General features: G+C 70.8%; 14 protein-coding genes. 7 read left to right on the top strand and 7 right to left on the bottom strand.

The features are described from left to right. Nucleotides 1-91: 91 nt before the first annotated feature. Nucleotides 92-4,192, bottom strand: a complete 4,101-nt coding sequence (locus tag ACWGE1_RS22340; protein WP_453422238.1) for a DddA-like double-stranded DNA deaminase toxin — start codon at nucleotides 4,190-4,192, stop codon at nucleotides 92-94. Nucleotides 4,193-4,582: 390 nt separating this feature from the next. On the opposite strand from ACWGE1_RS22340, the gene ACWGE1_RS22335 reads away from it, so the two are divergent. After that, nucleotides 4,583-6,610, top strand: coding sequence for a ricin-type beta-trefoil lectin domain protein (locus ACWGE1_RS22335; protein WP_453422237.1), 2,028 nt, complete (start codon nucleotides 4,583-4,585; stop codon nucleotides 6,608-6,610). A gap of 549 nt (nucleotides 6,611-7,159) precedes the next feature. Then, the gene (gene abc-f, locus ACWGE1_RS22330) at nucleotides 7,160-8,809 is read left to right on the top strand and encodes a ribosomal protection-like ABC-F family protein (protein ID WP_453422236.1); all 1,650 of its coding nucleotides are present in this window, start codon (nucleotides 7,160-7,162) and stop codon (nucleotides 8,807-8,809) included. A 203-nt stretch (nucleotides 8,810-9,012) separates the two neighbouring features. On the opposite strand, the gene ACWGE1_RS22325 is transcribed toward abc-f, so the two are convergent. Then, complete coding sequence (locus ACWGE1_RS22325) at nucleotides 9,013-9,234, bottom strand: helix-turn-helix domain-containing protein (protein WP_401249430.1); 222 nt, start codon at nucleotides 9,232-9,234, stop codon at nucleotides 9,013-9,015. After that, a complete protein-coding gene (locus tag ACWGE1_RS22320; RefSeq protein WP_453422235.1) occupies nucleotides 9,234-9,719 on the bottom strand; it encodes a DUF2975 domain-containing protein in 486 nt (161 codons plus the stop codon). The genes ACWGE1_RS22325 and ACWGE1_RS22320 overlap by 1 nt, the downstream gene beginning before the upstream one ends. Before the next feature lie 315 nt (nucleotides 9,720-10,034). On the opposite strand from ACWGE1_RS22320, the gene ACWGE1_RS22315 reads away from it, so the two are divergent. The 3 genes from ACWGE1_RS22315 to ACWGE1_RS22305 all read left to right on the top strand — a co-directional run bounded on the left by ACWGE1_RS22315 (nucleotide 10,035) and on the right by ACWGE1_RS22305 (nucleotide 13,680). Next, nucleotides 10,035-12,089, top strand: a complete 2,055-nt coding sequence (locus ACWGE1_RS22315; protein WP_453422234.1) for a protein kinase domain-containing protein — start codon at nucleotides 10,035-10,037, stop codon at nucleotides 12,087-12,089. 315 nt (nucleotides 12,090-12,404) lie between these two features. Next, entirely contained in the window at nucleotides 12,405-12,980 is a 576-nt protein-coding gene (locus ACWGE1_RS22310; protein WP_453422233.1) for a dihydrofolate reductase family protein, read from the top strand. 244 nt (nucleotides 12,981-13,224) lie between these two features. Continuing rightward, nucleotides 13,225-13,680, top strand: coding sequence for an RpiB/LacA/LacB family sugar-phosphate isomerase (locus tag ACWGE1_RS22305; protein WP_453422232.1), 456 nt, complete (start codon nucleotides 13,225-13,227; stop codon nucleotides 13,678-13,680). 81 nt (nucleotides 13,681-13,761) lie between these two features. On the opposite strand, the gene ACWGE1_RS22300 is transcribed toward ACWGE1_RS22305, so the two are convergent. Beyond that, nucleotides 13,762-14,121, bottom strand: a complete 360-nt coding sequence (locus ACWGE1_RS22300; RefSeq protein ID WP_453422231.1) for a DoxX family protein — start codon at nucleotides 14,119-14,121, stop codon at nucleotides 13,762-13,764. Nucleotides 14,122-14,295: 174 nt separating this feature from the next. Further along, a complete protein-coding gene (locus tag ACWGE1_RS22295; RefSeq protein ID WP_453422230.1) occupies nucleotides 14,296-14,790 on the bottom strand; it encodes a cupin domain-containing protein in 495 nt (164 codons plus the stop codon). A gap of 81 nt (nucleotides 14,791-14,871) precedes the next feature. On the opposite strand from ACWGE1_RS22295, the gene ACWGE1_RS22290 reads away from it, so the two are divergent. Continuing rightward, nucleotides 14,872-15,723 (top strand): LysR family transcriptional regulator, encoded by an 852-nt coding sequence (locus ACWGE1_RS22290; protein ID WP_453422229.1) that lies wholly within the window; start codon nucleotides 14,872-14,874, stop codon nucleotides 15,721-15,723. 241 nt (nucleotides 15,724-15,964) lie between these two features. On the opposite strand, the gene ACWGE1_RS22285 is transcribed toward ACWGE1_RS22290, so the two are convergent. Together ACWGE1_RS22285 and ACWGE1_RS22280 are read right to left on the bottom strand one after the other, a co-directional pair. Further along, on the bottom strand, nucleotides 15,965-16,549 hold the full coding sequence (locus ACWGE1_RS22285) for a hypothetical protein (RefSeq protein ID WP_453422228.1): 585 nt from the start codon (nucleotides 16,547-16,549) through the stop codon (nucleotides 15,965-15,967). A 361-nt stretch (nucleotides 16,550-16,910) separates the two neighbouring features. Next, a complete protein-coding gene (locus ACWGE1_RS22280; protein WP_453422227.1) occupies nucleotides 16,911-17,378 on the bottom strand; it encodes a VOC family protein in 468 nt (155 codons plus the stop codon). A 97-nt stretch (nucleotides 17,379-17,475) separates the two neighbouring features. Here ACWGE1_RS22280 and ACWGE1_RS22275 point away from each other — a divergent pair, with 97 nt between their 5' ends. Further along, a complete protein-coding gene (locus ACWGE1_RS22275) occupies nucleotides 17,476-18,057 on the top strand; it encodes a TetR/AcrR family transcriptional regulator (RefSeq protein WP_453422240.1) in 582 nt (193 codons plus the stop codon). The last annotated feature ends 109 nt before the right edge of the window (nucleotides 18,058-18,166 follow it).

The following is an 18,166-nucleotide window of genomic DNA, read 5'->3' as shown; positions in this document are numbered from 1 at the left end:
GGGGGGGGGGGGGGGGTGGGGGGGGCCGGTGCGCCGGGGGGCCCGGGGCGCCCCCCCCGGCACCACGGTTCACGGAGCCCGCTTCAGGGCATCAGGGCTTCCACTTCAATGGCACGTCAGAAATGCCAACTATCGTTTTCGGCGAGTCGGGTCCGGGATAATAGACCTTCATCTTCCACCCTCTCGGCAGAATAGCAGCCACCGTTTGGAGGCATCCCATTCCGGGCGAGGCCGCGTCGCAGACGTAGTTCTTGTTGATCGTTACGGAAGCATTCTCGATTCCATGATTGCGCATGAGCATCGCAAACTTCGTTTCGGCATGCTCGTAGGAATAGGGCTTCCAGTTCCTCAGCTTGGGGAAGTCGGGGCTGATCTTGATGAATTCATCCAGGTCGGCGAGGAGGTCCTTGTTGGTCGTCGTACCGCTCCACAGTGGATTGGTGAACTCCTCTGGGGCGTCCGCGCCGTGGAACAGGTTCTTGCCCTCGTCATTGGTAATTCGTCCACCGGTCGCTCTGCCGTGCGGCGACTTTCCGAGAGCGTCCATGATCTGCGTTGCCCAGGTAGGACAAGGACCGTCGGTGTTGTGGACGAGGACCTGGGTGGTGCCGGTGGAGACGTAGTAGGTGTGGAGGTCGTCGACGGTCAGGTCGTAGGCGGGCTGCAGGCCCTTCCAGTGGCTGGTCTTGCCGACCTGGATCGCGGTGCCGACCGGGGTGCGCAGGGCGTCGCCGACCCGCAGGTCGACCGCGTCGACCCAGCGCTTGCGGTTCTCCACCCAGTACGGGTGGTGATCAGTGGATGTCAGGCCGGAGCCGTCGGCCAGGGTGACGTCGGTGAAGTCGCGGTCGTCGGGAGTGTGGATGGTGGCTTCGACACGACGCGGTCCCGTGACGCCGGTATCCGGGTTGGTCGATACCACCTGGTCGCCGACCCGGACGTCCTGAATGGGGCGGGCCGAACCGTCGCCCATCAGGACCGGCGTGCCGGCCGGGAAGCTGTGGCGCTTCGGCGTGCAGGTCGGCAGTGGAAGGCTGTCGACCTTGTTCCAGAGATTCTGCAGGGCGCCCCGGAGCTTCTCGGACTTGCCGCCCCATTTCTCGAGCTTGGCGCCGAGCGCGGCCCAGCCACCGATCGGAATGGTCAGGGCGCAGGACCAGGCAGCGTCCTTGTACTTCCCCGAATCGTCGAAGATCTTGGCTTCCAGGACGTACGTGCCGCAGTTGGCCAGACTGACCGGGATACCGACGATCGGCAGCGCGCCGAACAAGTCGGCTCCCAGGTGCGCAAGTTCCACCGCGATGCGCAGCTTCTCCTGAAGCGGCAGCCTGGCGAAGATGACCGCGCCCTTCGCCAACGGCGGCAGGCTCTGGTACATGTGCTCGTCCAGCGCCGCGATGTAGCGCTGGATCCGCTGGCGCTGGGCCTCTTCCTGCTTGGCTTGTTCGAGCGCCTCGTTGAAGACGTTGATGACAACGTCGGCGTCCTTGCCCGACCGTTCCGCGGACTCGCGCGCTGCGGTCGCGGCGCCGTAGGCCTGCGAGGCACTCCCGGCGGCGGCGATCGCGCTCGCCCGGGCCGACATCGCGGACTGGGTGGCATCGTTGGCACTGGCCAGGGCCCGCTGCCGGGCCTGCTCCGCGGTCTTCGCGGACGCGGCGGCCTGGGCTGCGGACCGTTCGGCTCGAGTGGCCCAGTCATTTGCCTGCCGCGCGGCCTCGGCGGCCCGCTCGGCGTCCTTTCGCGCCCTCTCGGCAAAGCCCTGGGCCTCAACGGTCGCGTCACGCGCCAGGGCATAGGACTGGGCCGCCAGGGCGGCATTCTGCTTCGCCCTGTCCGCGACCACGGCGGCCTCGGAGATCATTTGCTGGACCTGGTTGAGGTGGGTCGCGGCCAGGTGGTCCGTGCGCTGGGCCCGGTACTGGCCGGTCTGGATGAACGCGCGCAGGACGCTGGGTGGGCTCAGGATGGCGGCTTCGGCCGCGGCCTTCACCTCGGGTCCGCCGGTCTGGGCGAGTCTGGCCGCCAGTACGCGGTCGTCCGTCTCCCTGGCCTCGTACTGGGTGGTGGTGATGAAATCGACCAGCGCCTTGGCGGTGCCCGCCTTGAACGCGATGTCGGCGGCCTTCTTGACCCCGGCGTCACCGGCCTGGCCGATCCGGGTCACCTCGACCTGGTAGTCGGTGAACGCCGCCTGGTGCTGGCCGCTTTCGAGGAAGGCGTGCACCTGGTCGGCGTTGCCCTTGAGCGCCTCCTTGGCAGCGGTCTTGACCGGCTCGTACGGTGACTTCAGGGCGAGGGTCTGTACCTGCTCGCTCTCGTCCTGGAACTGGGCGCTGCGCCAGCCGGTACGGGCGTACTCGGCGACGGCCTTGTCGCTGCCTGCCAGTGCCCACTCCGCAGCGGTGCGGCTCCAAGAACCACCGAGTTTCATGGCCGCGACGGCCATCCGGCGGCCGTCGGCCACCACCTGCGACAGTTCTGCTCCTGGCCGGCCGGCCCGGTCGGCCAGAGTGACGAAGTCGTCGTACAGCTTCTTCGTGTCCGCCTGCGCGGTGGCGGCCTCGGCCTGGGCGCTTTGGTGAGCGGCGGTCAGGTCGTCGGCCTGGTTCCGGCCGGCCGCGGTGCGGGCTGCGAGTTCCTCGGTCTCGGTCTTGCGGGCGACGTCGTAGGTCGACTTGGCCTGATCCACGGCGCGGGAGGCGGAGTCCGCAGCAGTCTGAGCCGCTTCGGAGTGGACCCGGGCTCGCTCGGTGGCTGCAGCGCCGGTGGCGGCGTGGGCGGCCGCCTGTTCCGCGGCCGCTGCCGCGTTGCGCGCGTGAGTGGCGGAGGATCGCGCGGCGTCGCGCGCGTCACGTGCGGCCTTGGCCGCCTCGGCGGCGAGCGCCGACGCGATCTTGGCGGAGCGGGTGGCCTCCCCCAGGTAGCGGCGTGCGGCGGCTGCGGCCGCGGCCGATTGCCCGGATGCCGCGCCGGCCCGAGCCGCGTCCTTGTCGGCATCGCTCGAAGCGTTGATCGCGTCATTGACGTTGCCGGTGACCTCGCTCACCGCTGCGGACATCATCACGACGGCGTCCGCCGCCTTGGCGGCCCGGTCGGCCCACGTGGCGGCCATGTCCGACTTGTCGGCAGCGAGGCGGGCGTCGTGGATGGTGCCCTCGTCGACCTTCTGCGCGGCAGCGGCGTTCAGCGCCCGTGTGGCGGCGCGGGCTGCGCCCGCGGCGGCGTTGGCGGCGTCGGTGGCGGCGGACGCCGCGAGGCGGGCCGCGGAGTTGGCGGCACGGGCAGCGGCGATCGATGCCTGCGCGGCGTCGGCGGCACGGCGGGTGGCGTCTGCCGCACGGCGTGCGGCGTCACCGGCGCGAGCGGCGTCATTGACCGCGCGTTTCGTCTCCTCGGCGGCCTGCATCGAGGCCTTCTTGGAGAGTCGGGCCGCGGAGAGCGCCTGGTCGCAGGCGTCCTTGGAAGCAGCTGCTTCCTGCTCTGCTCGCTCGCCCGCCGCTTTGGCCTGGTCAGCGAGCTGGCTGACGCTGACCGTCTCCTGGTCCTGGGCACGGGCCACGTGCTGACCGAATGTCAGGAAGTCGCGGACGTCTTCCGGTGTGCCGTTCATCGCGATGGCCGCGGCCCGCTTGGTGTTGGGGCCGCCGGCGCTCTCGATCTGCGTCACCCGGACGAGGTCGTCGGTGTCGCGCTGCTCGAACTGGATCCGGCGCAGGAACTCCTGCACGTCCTCGATCGACCCGTTGAGGGCCGTGTCACCGGCGGCCTTGACCCCGCGGCCACCGGCGTGCGTGATCCTCGCGGCCTCCACCACTTGGTCCTGCTCGAGCGGTGCCCGCCACCCGTCCTTCAGGAAGGCGTCGAGCTCCTGCGGGGTCCCTGCAATGGCCCGTTCCGCGGCCTCCCGCAGCCCCCGTCCGGCCTGGGCGATGATCTGGAGCGCGGCGTCCTTGTCGTCCATGTACTCTGCCGCGGCACGCTCGGTGTCGAGGAACTGGCGAACACTTTGGTCCGAGGAGGAGATGAGGGCCCGCTCCGCCGCAGCCCTGACGGCCGGTCCGCCGGCCTTCCAGGCTTCGACGACCTTCCCCCGGTTGGTGGTTCCCAGAGCGTGGAGCGGTGGGTCCTCGGCCGCGGCCGGTGCGGCCGACAGAAGGCTGGCAAGCAACGCCAGCGGAAGCAGCCTCACGCTGAACGCTCCGGCGCTGCCGAACCTCCTTCCGAGCCGGGCGGCCAACGGTATGTCAGAGCGCAATGAATTTCCTCCTGCTCAGTCCGCTTCGCTGATTCGAAGCGAAGGCGAGCCTAGCCAAGGATGATCAACGTCTGATCCCAAGCAGTCGATTGTCAGTCACACTTGATCAACAGGTGGCCAAATAACGTCTGTTTGGAGAGGCGGCTGACGGCTGGTCAGCCATGTTCCACTTTGCCCGCAGGCTACCTGCGGGGCATCCTGACCACTACTGTTTCCGTGATCGCTGGGTTACTCGGAGCCGATGCCCGAGATTCCCCCGGGCCAGGAGCCCGATTCATCCCCGCCCGCTCGGGCGGGCGGTTCCATTCATACGAAAGTGATTCCATGGCTTTACGCATACGACGACGGCTGCCCGTGGCGTTGACCGTGGCCGCCGCGGTCCTCAGCACCGCGACCCCGCTCGCAACCGCCGCCCCCGAACCCGCGGCCAACGCCGGTGCGCCGTACGCGGTCGAGGAAGGCTCCTACCCGGGCGCCGATTCCGTGCTCACCGCGACCGGGGCCAAACTGGTCAGCGGCGACGGTGGCATAACGCACTCCTCCTGCGACGCACCCCACCAGATCGCCGTCTGGGCCCGTACCATCCGGCTGCCCCTGAACCGCATCTGCTTCTCCGCACCCGGCGGCACCGGCTTCCTGGCCCTCTCCGTCCCCGAAACCTTCCGTATCGAGACCTCCGGCCGGGACCTGCGAGCCAGCCTCACCACCGACGGCGAGAGCCAGACCCTCAACGTCCCCAGAGACACCACTGTCGGCGTGGGAGAGGGAACCACGACCGGTTCCAAGTCCGCACTGCTCGAACTGCGCGTCACCGGAACCAGTGCTGCGGCCCCGCAGCCGCCGGCCGGAACCAATCCGCTGGCCTTCACGGGCAAACTGAAGATGGGTGACACAAGGTCCTGCACGGCGACTCTGGTCGACCCCTTGTGGGTTGTCACCGCCAAGAGCTGCTTCGCCGACGACCCCGCCAAGAGCAACACCGTGGTTGCGGGCGCGCCGAAGAACAAGACGGTCCTGACCCTCGGCCGCGCCGACCTGACCACCAGTGGCGGTCACACCAGCGACATCGTCGAGCTCGTACCCCACACGGACCGCGACCTCGTGATGGCGCGCCTGGCAGTTCCCGCGTCGAACATCACGCCCGTCACGCTGTCGGCCACGGCGCCCACGGCGGGCCAGGAGCTCACGCTCGCCGGTTATGGCCGCACCCGTACCGAATGGACCCCCTCCAAGCTGCACTCGGCGACCTACACCGTCGGCACGACCGCCGCGACGGGCTTCGACATCGCCGCCAAGGCCCCGGCAGACGCCACGCTCTGCAAGGGCGACGCCGGTGCCCCGGCCCTGCTCAGCGAGAACGGCAAGCTCGCCCTTGTGGCCGTCAGCAGCCGCTCCTGGCAGAACGGCTGCCTCGACGCTGCCGCAGGCGGTACGGGCAGTGGAGCGTACGAAACCCGCGTCGGCGACCTCGCCGACTGGGTCGGTCAGCAGACCGGTCGCGCGTTCGAGATCCGAAACCCCGCCAGTGGACGCTGCCTCAACCTCTCCGGGGCGGGACCCGACTGGGCCAACCTCACCCCGGTCATCCTGTTCGACTGCACTCTTGGCGCCGCCAACGAGAAGTTCCAGCTGACCGCTGACGGGCTCATCCGCAACCCCGCCACGGGGCGCTGCCTCAACGTCTCCGGTTCAGGGCCCGACTGGGCCAATGGCACGCCGATCATCCTGTTCGACTGCACCCCCGGCGCAGCCAACGAGAAGTTCGAGTGGACCGCGGACGGCCAGATCCGCAACCCCGCCAGCGGACGCTGCCTCAACGTCAAGGGGGCGGGGCCCAGCTGGGAGAACCTCACCCCGATCATCCTCTTCGACTGTGCCTCCGACGCCCAGAACGAGAAGTTCCAGGTCGTCGCGGACAACGAGATCCCCTATCCGGTCGGCCAGCTGCGCAACCCCGCCAGCGGACGCTGCCTCAACGTCAAGGGACCGGGGCCCAGCTGGGAGAACCTCACCCCGATCATCCTCTTCGACTGCACCCCCGGCGCCAACAACGAGGCGTTCCAGCTGACCGCGGACGGGCTCATCCGCAACCCCGCCAGCGGACGCTGCCTCAACATCTCGGGAGCCGGTCCCAACTGGGAGAACCTCACCCCGGTCATCCTCTTCGACTGCACCCCCGGCGCTCCCAACGAGAAGTTCGAGTGGACCGCGGACAGCCAGCTGCGCAACCCCGCCAGCGGACGGTGCCTCAACATCGCCGGTGCCGGACCCAATTGGGGCAACAACACCCCGATCATCCTCTTCGACTGCACCCCCGACGCAGCCAACGAGAAGTTCAAGCTGACCGCGTGAACCTCTGACGCAACCAGACGTCCCCCCTCAGGGGCCTGCGCCCCTGTGAGCCGGACCCTTGAGGGGAGGATGATGTCGGGCGCCCGGCCGAAGCACAGGATCCCTGGGGGCCGGGCGAACGGCCGACTGCTGACGACCGGGGCGGTGCGTGCCCCTCAGCCGGGCCGGCGCGTGCCCCATGCAGTCCGCGCCGGTTCCCTTCGTTGGTGGCGTACACCGCCGCCCTTCCTGGTATGCCGGGGCCGGAGTGCAGTCCGCGCTCCGGCCCCGGTCGTCCCGCCTGGTGGCGCGCGGCGGCTTGGGGAGCCGTCCCGCCGGGCGGGTGTTGGCGGCTACCAGCGACGCCCGAGGTCCTTCTCCTCGGGGAGGGCCGGGGCGCAGGCCCCGCGGGCCAAGCGGAGGGAAGGAGGGCACTCAATCCTGTTGAGACGATACGCATCGTCTCACTATGATGGATGCATGGCCTTCTTCTACTTCCCCTGAGTCCGGGCACGGCGCACGCCGCCGCTTCTGCCGCCCGTAGACCCTTCGCATCCCAGGGAAAGCCACATGCGCGAACGCGCCCATACCGCCGTGCCCGCTGCCGTCGCGCAGCTGTCCGTCAAGGACGTCACGAAGTCCTACGGCACCCGGACCGTCCTCGACCAGGTCTCCTTCACCGTCCGGCCGGGCGAGAAGGCCGCGGTCATCGGTGAGAACGGCTCCGGGAAGTCCACTCTGCTGCGGCTGCTCGCCGGAGCCGAGGTACCGGACTCCGGACAGACCACCGTCAGCTTCCCCGGCGGTAAAGGCCATCTCGCCCAGACCCTCGACCTCGACCCGGACCGCACCGTGCAGGACGCCGTCGACCTCGCCCTCACCGAACTGCGCGACATGGAACGCCGGCTGCGTGCGGCGGAGCAGCGTCTCGCCGGCGCTCCGCAGGACGAGCTCGACGCCTACGGCGAGCTGCTGATCACGTACGAGGAACGCGGCGGATACGAGGCGGACGCTCGCGTCGACGCTGCCCTGCGCGGCCTGGGGCTCGCCGGGATCACCCGCGACCGCCTCCTGGGATCGCTCTCCGGGGGCGAGCAGTCACGGCTCGCGCTCGCCTGCGTGCTGGCCGCCGCCCCCGAGCTGCTCCTCCTCGACGAACCGACGAACCACCTCGATGCCGCGGGTGTGCGCTGGCTCGAGGAGTATCTGCGCGCACATCGGGGCACCGTCGTCGCGGTGACCCACGACCGCGGCTTCCTGGAGCGCATCGCCACCACGATCCTGGAGGTCGACCGCGGTGCGCGCACGGTGCACCGCTACGGCGACGGCTGGCCGGGCTACCGCGCCGCCAAAGCCGCCGCCCGGCGCCGCGCGGAACAGGAGTACGCGGACTGGCTCCAGGAGCTGGCCCGCACCGAGGAGCTGCTCGAGGCCGCGGGGAAACGGCTGTCCACCACCGGCAAGGATCCCCGGCAGGGCTTCGGCAAGCACCGCCGCTCGCACGAGGCGAAGCTCGGAGGGCAGGTACGGACGGTCCGGGATCGGCTCGCCCGCCTGCGGGGCAACCCAGTCGCGGCGCCTCCCGAGCCCCTGCGGTTCACGGTGGCCCCGCCGACGGCGAGCGCCGGGCAACACGCCGACGCACCGCTCGCCCGACTCGACGGGGTGACGGTCGCAGAACGGCTGCGGCTCGACGGCCCGCTGGTCATCGCACCAGGACAGCGGCTGCTGGTCACAGGTGAGAACGGGGCCGGCAAGACGACGCTGCTGCGCGTCGTGGCGGGCGACCTCGAACCGGACACGGGAGCGGTACGCCGGCCCGCCCACATCGGGTACCTGGCGCAGGAACTGCCCGCGCGCTCCACCCGGCTCCCGCTGCTCGCGGCTTTCGCGGCCGGGCGGCCCGGGCTGCCGGAGGAGTACGCCGAGCAACTGTTGGCGCTGGGGCTGTTCCGCGAGGAGGACCTGGAGGTTCCGGTCGCAGCGCTGTCGGCGGGACAGCAGCGACGGCTGCAGATCGCCACCCTGGTGACCCGACCCGCCGACCTTCTCGTACTCGACGAGCCGACGAACCACATCGCGCTCGACCTGGCCGAGGACCTGGAGGCGGCGCTCGCGGCGTATCCGGGAGCAGTGGTCGCGGTCTCGCACGACCGCGGCTTCCGCCTGCGCTTCCCCGGGGAGCGGCTGGAGCTGCGCAACGGCCGAAGGATGTCCTGACTCCTCCGGGCCCGCCCAAGGGCGGGCCCGGGCATCGCAGGCTTCCGCATAGCGGACGAGACCGGAGCGAGCCGGCGCAGGCACGTCCCCCGTCCGGGCCGCTTCTTACCGATCATCCGATCGTTGGCCGGTCTCGTCCCTTGGACCCTGCCCGCGTCACGGGCCGGTGGTGCCAGGCGTTGTCACGTCCGCCCTGGGGCGCGTCATTCGCCGGCGGCGTCCTCGGTCTCCCATCGCAGCAGGTCGCCCGGCTGGCACTCGAGCACCTCGCAGAGCGCGGCGAGCGTCGCGAAGCGCACCGCCTTGGCGCGGCCGTTCTTGAGCACGGCCAGGTTGGCGGGAGTGATCCCTACGCGGTCCGCGAGCTCGCCCACGGACATCTTCCGCCTGGCCAGCATCACGTCGATGTCGACGGCGATCGGCATCAGATCACCTCGTCCAACTCGGCCCGCATCTGCGACGCCTCGACGTCGCGCGCGACGGCCTGGCTGAGCAGCATCCGCAGCACGAGGACGATGAGCGCGACCCCGAGGATGGCCAGGCCGACCCCGCCCATGATGACGGTGACGCCCGGGTCGTCCCGCTGGCCCGGCGCGTTGACGGCCGTGACCGCGAACCACAGGAGGGCAGCCGCCACGATCGCGCCGATCACACCGTCCACGTACCGGAAGGCGGCGTGGGAGAACACGGTTCCACGTCGCACCATCGTCACCAGCCGCCATACGCAGACCAGGGCGACCTGCGCCGACACCATGCCCAGGATCGTGATCACGCGCAGCGGGGTCAGCGGGAGCGACCCATCCTCCGGGTCGGTGGCCAACGCCCACACCATCAACGCCTGCACGAACACGGTGCCGGCGAGCACCACCACGAGCACGGCCCGCAGCGCACCCACTGTCAGCTTTCCCATGACCCATCCTTACATCGACTTACGATGGGAATCTATCGAATCTCGATAGATCAGGCAAGAGTCGGGCGGAGGACGGGCGGACGCGGCCCTTGATCCGCAGCCCCGGGCCCTGAGGTCACTCGGCGGCTCGCCGGGCGGGTACGAGACGGCTCCGCCCCGGCCCCGGACGCAGTGCGGTCGGCCGGGTACGGGCCCAGGAGCGCTGGTTGCCAAAAGCACCCGTATCGGGTCCCCGCATGGGCCTCGCTTGACTGGTGGACGGCGCGACGGGTAGGGAGAGGCTGTTCATTGCGCAAGGTGTGAAACGGGGGACATATGAAGCCGCTCGAAACGGGCGATCCCACCTCGCTCGGCGAGGGCCGCTACCGGCTGGTGGGACGGCTCGGCCAGGGGGGCATGGGCGTGGTCTACCTGGGCCGTTCCCAGTCCGGCCGTGCGGTCGCCGTCAAGGTCGTACGTCCCGAGTTGAGCACCGAGCCCGGGTTCAAGCGCAGGTTCGCCGACGAGGTCGCGGCCGCGCGGCGGGTCGGCGGCTTCCACACCGCGCCGGTCGTCGACGCCGATCCGGACGGGGAGCCGGCCTGGCTGGTGACGGCCTTCGTGCCCGGTCCCACCCTGCAGGCGGTACTCGCGCGCGTCGGATCGCTGCCTCTGGACACGCTCACCGTCCTGGCGGCCGGCCTGGCCGAGGCACTCGAGGCGATCCACCGAGCGGGGGTCATCCACCGCGATCTCAAGCCCGCGAACATCATCGTCGCGGAGGACGGGCCGCGCGTCATCGACTTCGGCATCGCGCGCGCCCTGGACGGAACGGCCCTGACACAGACCGGGCTGCAGGTCGGCACGCCTGGATTCCTGGCACCCGAGCAGCTCACCGGTGGTGGCGCGGTCACCCCTGCGGTCGACATGTTCGCTCTGGGGGTGGTGCTCACCCAGGCGGCGGGCGGCGCCCCCTTCGGCGACGGACCCTCTGCGGCCAGGCACTTCAAGGTGGTCTACGAGGAGCCGGACCTGACCGCGGTGCCCGGTGAACTCCGCGAAGCCATCGGCGCCTGCCTGGCCAAGGACCCGGCGGCGCGGCCCACCCCGGCCGCCTTCCTCGCCACTCTCACCGTCCGCCACCCGGACGGTGGCTCCTGGCTGCCGGAGGCGGCAACGCAGCTGCTCCCGCCGCCGGAACCGGCGGTGCGTCCCACCGTGCCGGACGGCCCGTCGGACACCGCGCAGGACCTCGCGGTACCGGACGCCGCCCCGCCCGTCGTCGCGGAGCCCCGTACGGAACAGCCGCGCACCGTGACGGGACCCGCGGCGCGGCTCACCCCCGCCCCCGCCGCCGCCCCCGTGCAGGTGCCGCAGGCGGTTACGGAGAAGCCCCGGCGACGCCGCGCGGTGGTGGCGGTGGCGGCGGCAGTGCTCGTGTCGTCTCTCGCGGTCGTCGGCTTGTACGTGTGGCAGCCCTGGACCGACTCCGCCAAGGACACTTCCAAGCCCGGCGCCGCCACGCCCACCGGATCCGCCCCTGCCCCCGGCCCTGCCCCGTTCCCGGCCGATCCCGTGCTGATCCGACAGGACACCGCCCCGGGCTGGCCCGGGGCGTGCCACAGCGTCATCGCCCGCCGGGACGCCGCGACAGAGAAGCCCGTGGGGCTCATCGCAGGGGACGCGGGCGCATGCGACACCCTGCCCCAGTGGTCCCCCGACCGCAGGTCGTTCGCGTTCACCCGCAGCACACCCGAGGGCACGGCCGTCTGGACCGCCAATGCCGACGGTTCGAACGCCCGGCGCATCACCTCCATCGCCGGCGGCAGGGTGTCCTGGTCGCCGGACGGCAGCCAGCTCGCCGTGCTCCGCAAGAAGGACGGTGTCCAGCAGCTGTTCGTGGTCGGCGTCGCCGACGGCACGGCTCGCCAGCTCACCTCGGGCGGGGGCCAGGTCGAGGATCCCGCATGGTCGCCGGACGGCAAGAGCATCGCGGTCTGTCTGCAGACGGCGCCCGAGAACTGGCAGATCCACCTGGTCGACCCCGCCGCCCCGAGCCGCGCCCCACAGCAGGTGACCCGGCTGCCCCATCCGGCACTCGACCCGGTGTGGTCACCCGACGGCTCCACCTTCGCCTACACGGCGGGGACGTACGGCACGGGCACTCAGGGCGACATCCGCCTCGTGGATGCCGACGGCAGTGACGATCGTGAACTGGTCGCCACCGACGCCCACGAGATGGACCCCGCCTGGTCCGTCGACGGCACGTGGGTGGCCTTCGTCCGCGGCCCGTACGAGAAGCCCGTGATCTGGGCCGTGCGCGCGGACAAGACCGGCGAGCGTACGCTCACCGCCGGCGCCGGCGCCGAGGGGCATCCCTCCTGGCGCTGAGAGCGGAAGATGCCTCCGGCGCGAGACCTGGACGCCCGCTTCCGGGCCCTGCCGGGTGAGGGCCTCGGCCGAGGCGCGCAGGCGGTCCGCGTGGGCGCGCTGGGCCGCGGAGTGGGCGCGTCGCCCGAATGCGTGGGGCGGGAGAGCTGGTGCCCGCGGACGCACAACAGCACCGGCTTCGGCCGCCGCAGGGCTGCGGTCCTCGGATTGAAGGCCCTGGGGCGGGTAGATCTGATGAGGCCGTCCCGCGAGCCGGGACGAGTCCTGCGGCGGTGGCGGTCGTAGTGTCGGACCTGTCTCCGAGGAGGACTTCTGATGCGCAACGTGACCTACTCGATGGGTGTCTCCCTTGACGGCTACATCGTCGGGCCGGACGGCAGCTTCGACTGGACGGAGCCCGACGAGGACGTCTTCCGCTTCTGGATCGACGAGACCCGAAAGATCGGCGTCCACCTGATGGGACGACGACTCTACGAGACGATGCTGTACTGGGAGACCGCCGACCAGGATCCCTCGCTCGGCGCCCCCGAGCTGGAATGGGCCGCGCTCTGGAATCCGCTCCCGAAGGTGGTGTTCTCCACGACGCTGTCGACGGTGCAGGGCCATGCCCGCCTGGCCTCCGGCGGCCTGGCTGAGGAGATCGAGCGGTTGCGGGCCGAGCCCGGGGAGGGCGACATCGCGATCGGCGGCGCGACCCTCGCCGCCGAAGCGGCCGCATCGGACCTGATCGACGAGTACCAGGCCGTGGTCCACCCGGTACTCGTCGGCGGCGGCATCCCGTTCTTCCCCCGCAACGAGCGCCGCGTGGATCTCCAACTCGTCGAGACCCGCACCTTCAGCTCGAAATTCGTCCACCTCCGCTACCGCGTGGCGCGCCAGACGCCGCGCTAGAAGTTCCTGATGTGCGGTCGAAGGGGCGGCAATACGGGGCTCCGTCTGCGGGTCGATGCGTCGCCTCGGTCACCATCCTCGCATTCCGGCATCCCTGCGCAGGGATGGACCGTCGACCGGGGTATGAGCCTGCTCGACGAGCTCGTTCAGCCGGTTGAGGTCGCCCGGTAAACCGCGGCAACGCCGGTGCTCATTTCCTCGACTCGCGGCGATCGTCTGTTCCATGGCCGGTTAGTCTCGGAGTATGCGGATCTCCGTTTCCTCGGACATGGACGAACCCGTGGCTCGCGCGCTCCTCGGGCAACTGCGCGACCGCGGACACGACGTGGTGACGTACGGGGCGCTGAGCCCGGGTGACGATCCCCAGTGGGCAGCCTGCTCGGAGGCGGCGGCCCGCGAGGTCGCCGTCGGGAACGCCGACCAGGCCGTCGTGTGCTGCTGGACCGGTACGGGCGCGTCGATCGCCGCGAACAAGCTTCCCGGCGTACGCGCGGCTCTGTGCACGGACGCCTACACGGCGGACGGTGCGCGCCGCTGGAATGACGCCAACGTGCTCGCGCTCAGCCTGCGCCTGACCTCGGAACCACTGCTCAAGGAGATCCTCGACGCCTGGTTCGCCGCCGAGGCGAGCGCGGACGCCGAGGACCGGGAGAACGTGGCGCGCGTGAAACGGCTCGACGACACCAGAACCACACCCTGAATGCCCGCTCCGCATCGTCCACCGCACCGTCAGCAACAGGCCACCCTGCAGTCGTACTCCCCGGCCGGAGAGTGTGCTTGTTCACAGCCGGACGGCCAGCCAGACGGTCACGACCGCGGTTACGGTGAGACCGGCGTTGAGTGCGATCCGGCTGTCCCGGCCGCTCAGGTGGACGGCGATCGCGCCGATTTGCAGGAGTGCGAAGCCGATGGCCGCAGCCGGCGCCAGCGACGGAGCGATGCCGGTCAGCGGTGGCAGTAGCAGGCCGGCCGCGCCAAGTATTTCGACCGCCCCAAGCGCCCTGAGGGCGGGCAGGGGTATGCGGTCGACCCAGGCCATCATCGGTCGGAGCTGATCGCGGCTGCGGATCACCTTCAGTGTGCCTGCGTAGAAGTAGAAGAGCGCGAGCAGTCCCGCGACGGTCCAATAGGCGATGTTCATGGTTCCCGTTCATGGGCCGCCCGTTCGGGGGGACCCGTCGATTGCGTTGTGTGCCGGAAGAGCCCCTGCAGGAGGCCGGGTCCGCCGTTCGAGGGACCCGGAAGCCCCAACGCACCGGTGCCGCCGCCTTGCCTGCTGAAGCAGGGGTGGCCGGGCCGTGCCCTGCCGCACGCTTCAGTCGTGGTCGGTGGCGGGCTCGGTCGCGTAGTGGCTCATCGCGTCGATGTTGGCCTGCGGTGTCAGCGGCCGGCCGTCGGCGAGCCCCTCCTGGAGGTCTCGGAAGTACTGCAGGTACAGGTCGGGGGTGAAGGTGCTGAGCAGGACGGCGGGCCGGTCGGTCGGGTTGGCGAAGGTGTGAGGGGTGCCGGGCGGAACCATCACGAGAGTGCCCGTGGTGGCCTCGTGCTCCTCGTCCCCCACGGTGAACCGGACGGTGCCGGAGAGGACGTAGAAGCCCTCGTCGTGCAGCCCGTGGCGGTGCTGAGGCGGTCCCTGGGTGTGCGGGGCGAGGACGGACTCGGTGATCGCGAGGCGGTGACCGGTGTGGCTGCCGTCCTCCAGGACGCGCATGCGCGTGGTGCCCAGAACGATCGTCTCGCCCTCGCCGGGACCCACCACCGACAGGGCGGGTACGGTCATCTGCTCGCTGGTTCGTGCTTCTTCGGTCATGCTCACCAGTGCACCGCCCGCGCTGCTTCAGTGTCCAAGACCCGTTGCACGGCGCCGATACCCGGTGGGTATCGTTGCAGCGTGGAGCTACGCATGTTGCGCTATTTCGTCGCGGTCGCCGAGGAACTCCACTTCGGCCGGGCCGCCACCCGACTGCACATGAGCCAGCCGCCACTGAGCCGGGCGATCAAGCAGTTGGAAGCCGAGGTCGGGGCCCTGCTCTTCGCCCGCTCGCCCGCCGGCGTCACGCTCACCCCGGTGGGCACGGTGCTGCTCGACGAGGCGCGGGCCCTGCTCGGCCATGCCGACCGCGTCCGGGTACGCGTGAGCGCGGCGGCCGGCGCCGCGACCATCACCATCGGCATCCTGGGCGACGGCACCGACCCGGGAGTGTCCAGGCTGGCCGCCGCCTACCGCCGAAACCACCCCGGCATCGACATCCGCATCCGCGAGACCGATCTGACCGACCCGACGTGCGGGTTGCGCGCCGGACTGGTCGACGTCGCCCTGACCCGGGCGCCGTTCGACGAGACCGCCCTGACGGTGCGGGCGCTGCGGGCCGATCCGGTCGGCGTGGTCCTGCGTGCCGACGATCCGCTGGCCCGTCGCGACCGGCTGCGGCTGGCCGAGCTGAGCGACCGCAGCTGGTTCCAGTTCCCGCAGGGCACCGACCCCGTCTGGCAGTCGTACTGGAACGGCGGTACCCCGCGCGAGGGCCCCGTGGTGCGCGCCGTCCAGGAATGTCTGCAGGCGGTGCTGTGGAACGGCACGGTCGGCCTGGCCCCGCTCGGACACGACCTGTCCACGGAGCTGACCGTCGTGCCGCTGACCGACATGCCTCCGAGCCGAGTGGTAGCGGCATGGAACGAGGGCGACACCAACCCGTTGATCCGATCCTTCATCGAGACCGCGACGACCGCCTACCGTCACTGAGCACCGGAAACCGGCACTGTGCCGCAGTGGCCTTGAGGGCTGCGATCGGCCCGGTCGGCGGCGCCCGGCGCGGGCGCGTACGGCGGGACGGGTCCATGGTCGGCGGGTTGAGCGCTCCCGGGCTCCTCCGAGCAGGTCCTACCGCCGCGGTAGCCGCCGTAGCGGTGGGGGGAGGAGGGGTTCAGCCCTCACGGCCGAAGTCGTCCGGCTCACTCCTGGAACGCCGCTGTGGTGCTCGCCGTTACCGGTCCTGCGCGGTCAGGAGCAGGACCAGGGCCTTGGAACGGGTGGTCCCGAGCGCGGTGGCCACCGCTTCGGCGGACGTACCGCCGTCGCACAGCGCGCCGGCGGCCTCCCGGCCCACCCGGGCGGCCACCCGCTCCAGCACACCTGCGGCGCGCAGCGCGGCCAACGGAGCGTCCGCAGCCGTGTCGGCCAGCAGCCCGGCCATCTCGACCAGGAGCGCGGCCAGCGGCCCGGGCAGCGAAACGGCCGCATCGCGGACAACGGACAGGTGCGCGGTCCAGTCCGCGAGCGGTCCGGTGAGGTCGATGTCCGCCTCGTACAGGGGGCGGTCGCCGATCGTGTCCCAGTCCAGGCGGTACTGAGCGGCGCTGCGCCATCCGCACGCGCACACCGCCCGCAAGGCCTCCGCGCGCGGACGACGCGCTCGGCCGTCGTAGGCCGACCAGTGCACGGTCGACGGCACGTCCGAACCGCTCCCGACATCGAAGTACACCGCACCCGGCTCACGGCCGCCGACGAGCACACCCACAGCACCCGCGTGCGCGTCCCCGAAATCCACCGTCCACCAGTCCCACTCCACTCAGCACCCCACCCTCCCCCACGTCCCCCACCGCCGGACCAGCCGGATCCCGTCGGCAACTCTGCCCGTCCGCGCACAGGCCGACACTCCGACGACCCCAACAATCAGTGCCGTTGCGTCCTGCGCCATCGAACCTTGAGCGGCGTGGATCACTGGGGATCAGGGGCGTCGTGCGAGGAATACGAACGGGGCGGGATCGATGCCGACGACGTCGACCCCGCGGTTGGAGAGGAGGAGGGCGAACACCTCTGTGTCGCATCCGATGTCCAGCACTTGGTGCGCCTCGAGCTCTTCCGCGATGCGGAGGTAGGCCGGACCGGCCACCGCGCCCCGTGGTCCGTTGACCGCACTACCTGACGGATCAGGTCGACACGGGGAAGGGGGCGTCGGTGTACCGGGCGGCGTACTCCTCGCTGGGCGGGACGACGGTGATGACGTCGATCAGGACACCGTCGGGGGCGGCGATGATGAAGTGGCGCTGGCCGAACTCCTCCGTACGCAGTGGCAGCACCTCGGGAAGGCCCGCCTCCGCCACGAGCCGCTGGTGCTCGGAGTCCACGTCGTCCACCTCGAAGTTCAGCAGCAGGCCGCCCCGGAGCGCGACCCGGTGGCCCTCGGGGACGGTCGGGTGGGCGGGGTCGAGGAGCGCCAGCTCGTACTGCGGGGCGTCGGGGCGGCGCAGACTGACGTACCAGTCCGCCTCGAAGGTCACCTCGAACCCGAGGTGACGGGTGTAGAAGTCGCGGGAGGCTGCCACGTCCCGGGTGGCGAGCACCGGGTAGAAGCCGCCGAGCTCGGTCGTGGGCATGGTCGTGAGTTCGTTCGTCATGACAGAGGTCCTTCTGCTCCATTTCACATACCCGGGGTATGTGAACCATACCGTTAGCATACCCTTGGTATGCGAAACGGAAAGGGCGGTGCGCACGATGGCGGTCAACCGGGCGGAGCAGCGGGCGGCCACGCGGCAGGCCCTGCTGGCCGAAGGGCGGCGCCGGTTCGCCGCCGACGGGTACCACCAGGTGGTGCTGGCCGAGGTGGCGCGTGCCGCCGGGGTGACCAAGGGGGCCGCCTACCACCACTTCGACAGCAAAGCGGGGCTCTTCCGGGCCGTCGTCGCCGAGGTCCAGCAGGAACTGGGCGAGCGGGTCGCGACCGCAGCCGAGCAGTACGAGGACCTCTGGGAGCAGCTCCGGGCCGGCTGCCGGGCCTTCCTGGCCGCGGGGACCGACCCGGCGGTGCGGCAGATCCTGCTGGTCGACGCACCGACCGTGCTGGGCTGGGACGAGTGGCGGGCCCTGGACGAGGAGTCCTCGGCCCGGCACCTCGCAGAAGCCCTGACGGCACTCGCCACAGCCGGGATCATCGCCGATCAGCCGGTGACACCCCTGGCCCGGCTCCTCTCGGGGGCGATGAACGAGGCTGCGCTATGGATCGCGCGAGGCGGAGACCGGCAGGCCACGGAGCAGGCACTCGACCGGCTCCTGGCGGGACTGCGCACCCCGGCCTGACGTCTCGCGGGTGGCTCCGCCGCCTGGCGGGCCGGCGATGTCGAGCTGCGGCGCGCCGCCCGCGCCCGCGCCCCCGCACCGGCGGAAGGGGAGGCGGGCAGGCAGCATG

This window comes from Streptomyces sp. NPDC054932 (assembly GCF_053610205.1).
This window is presented reverse-complemented; position numbering and strand designations above follow the sequence as displayed.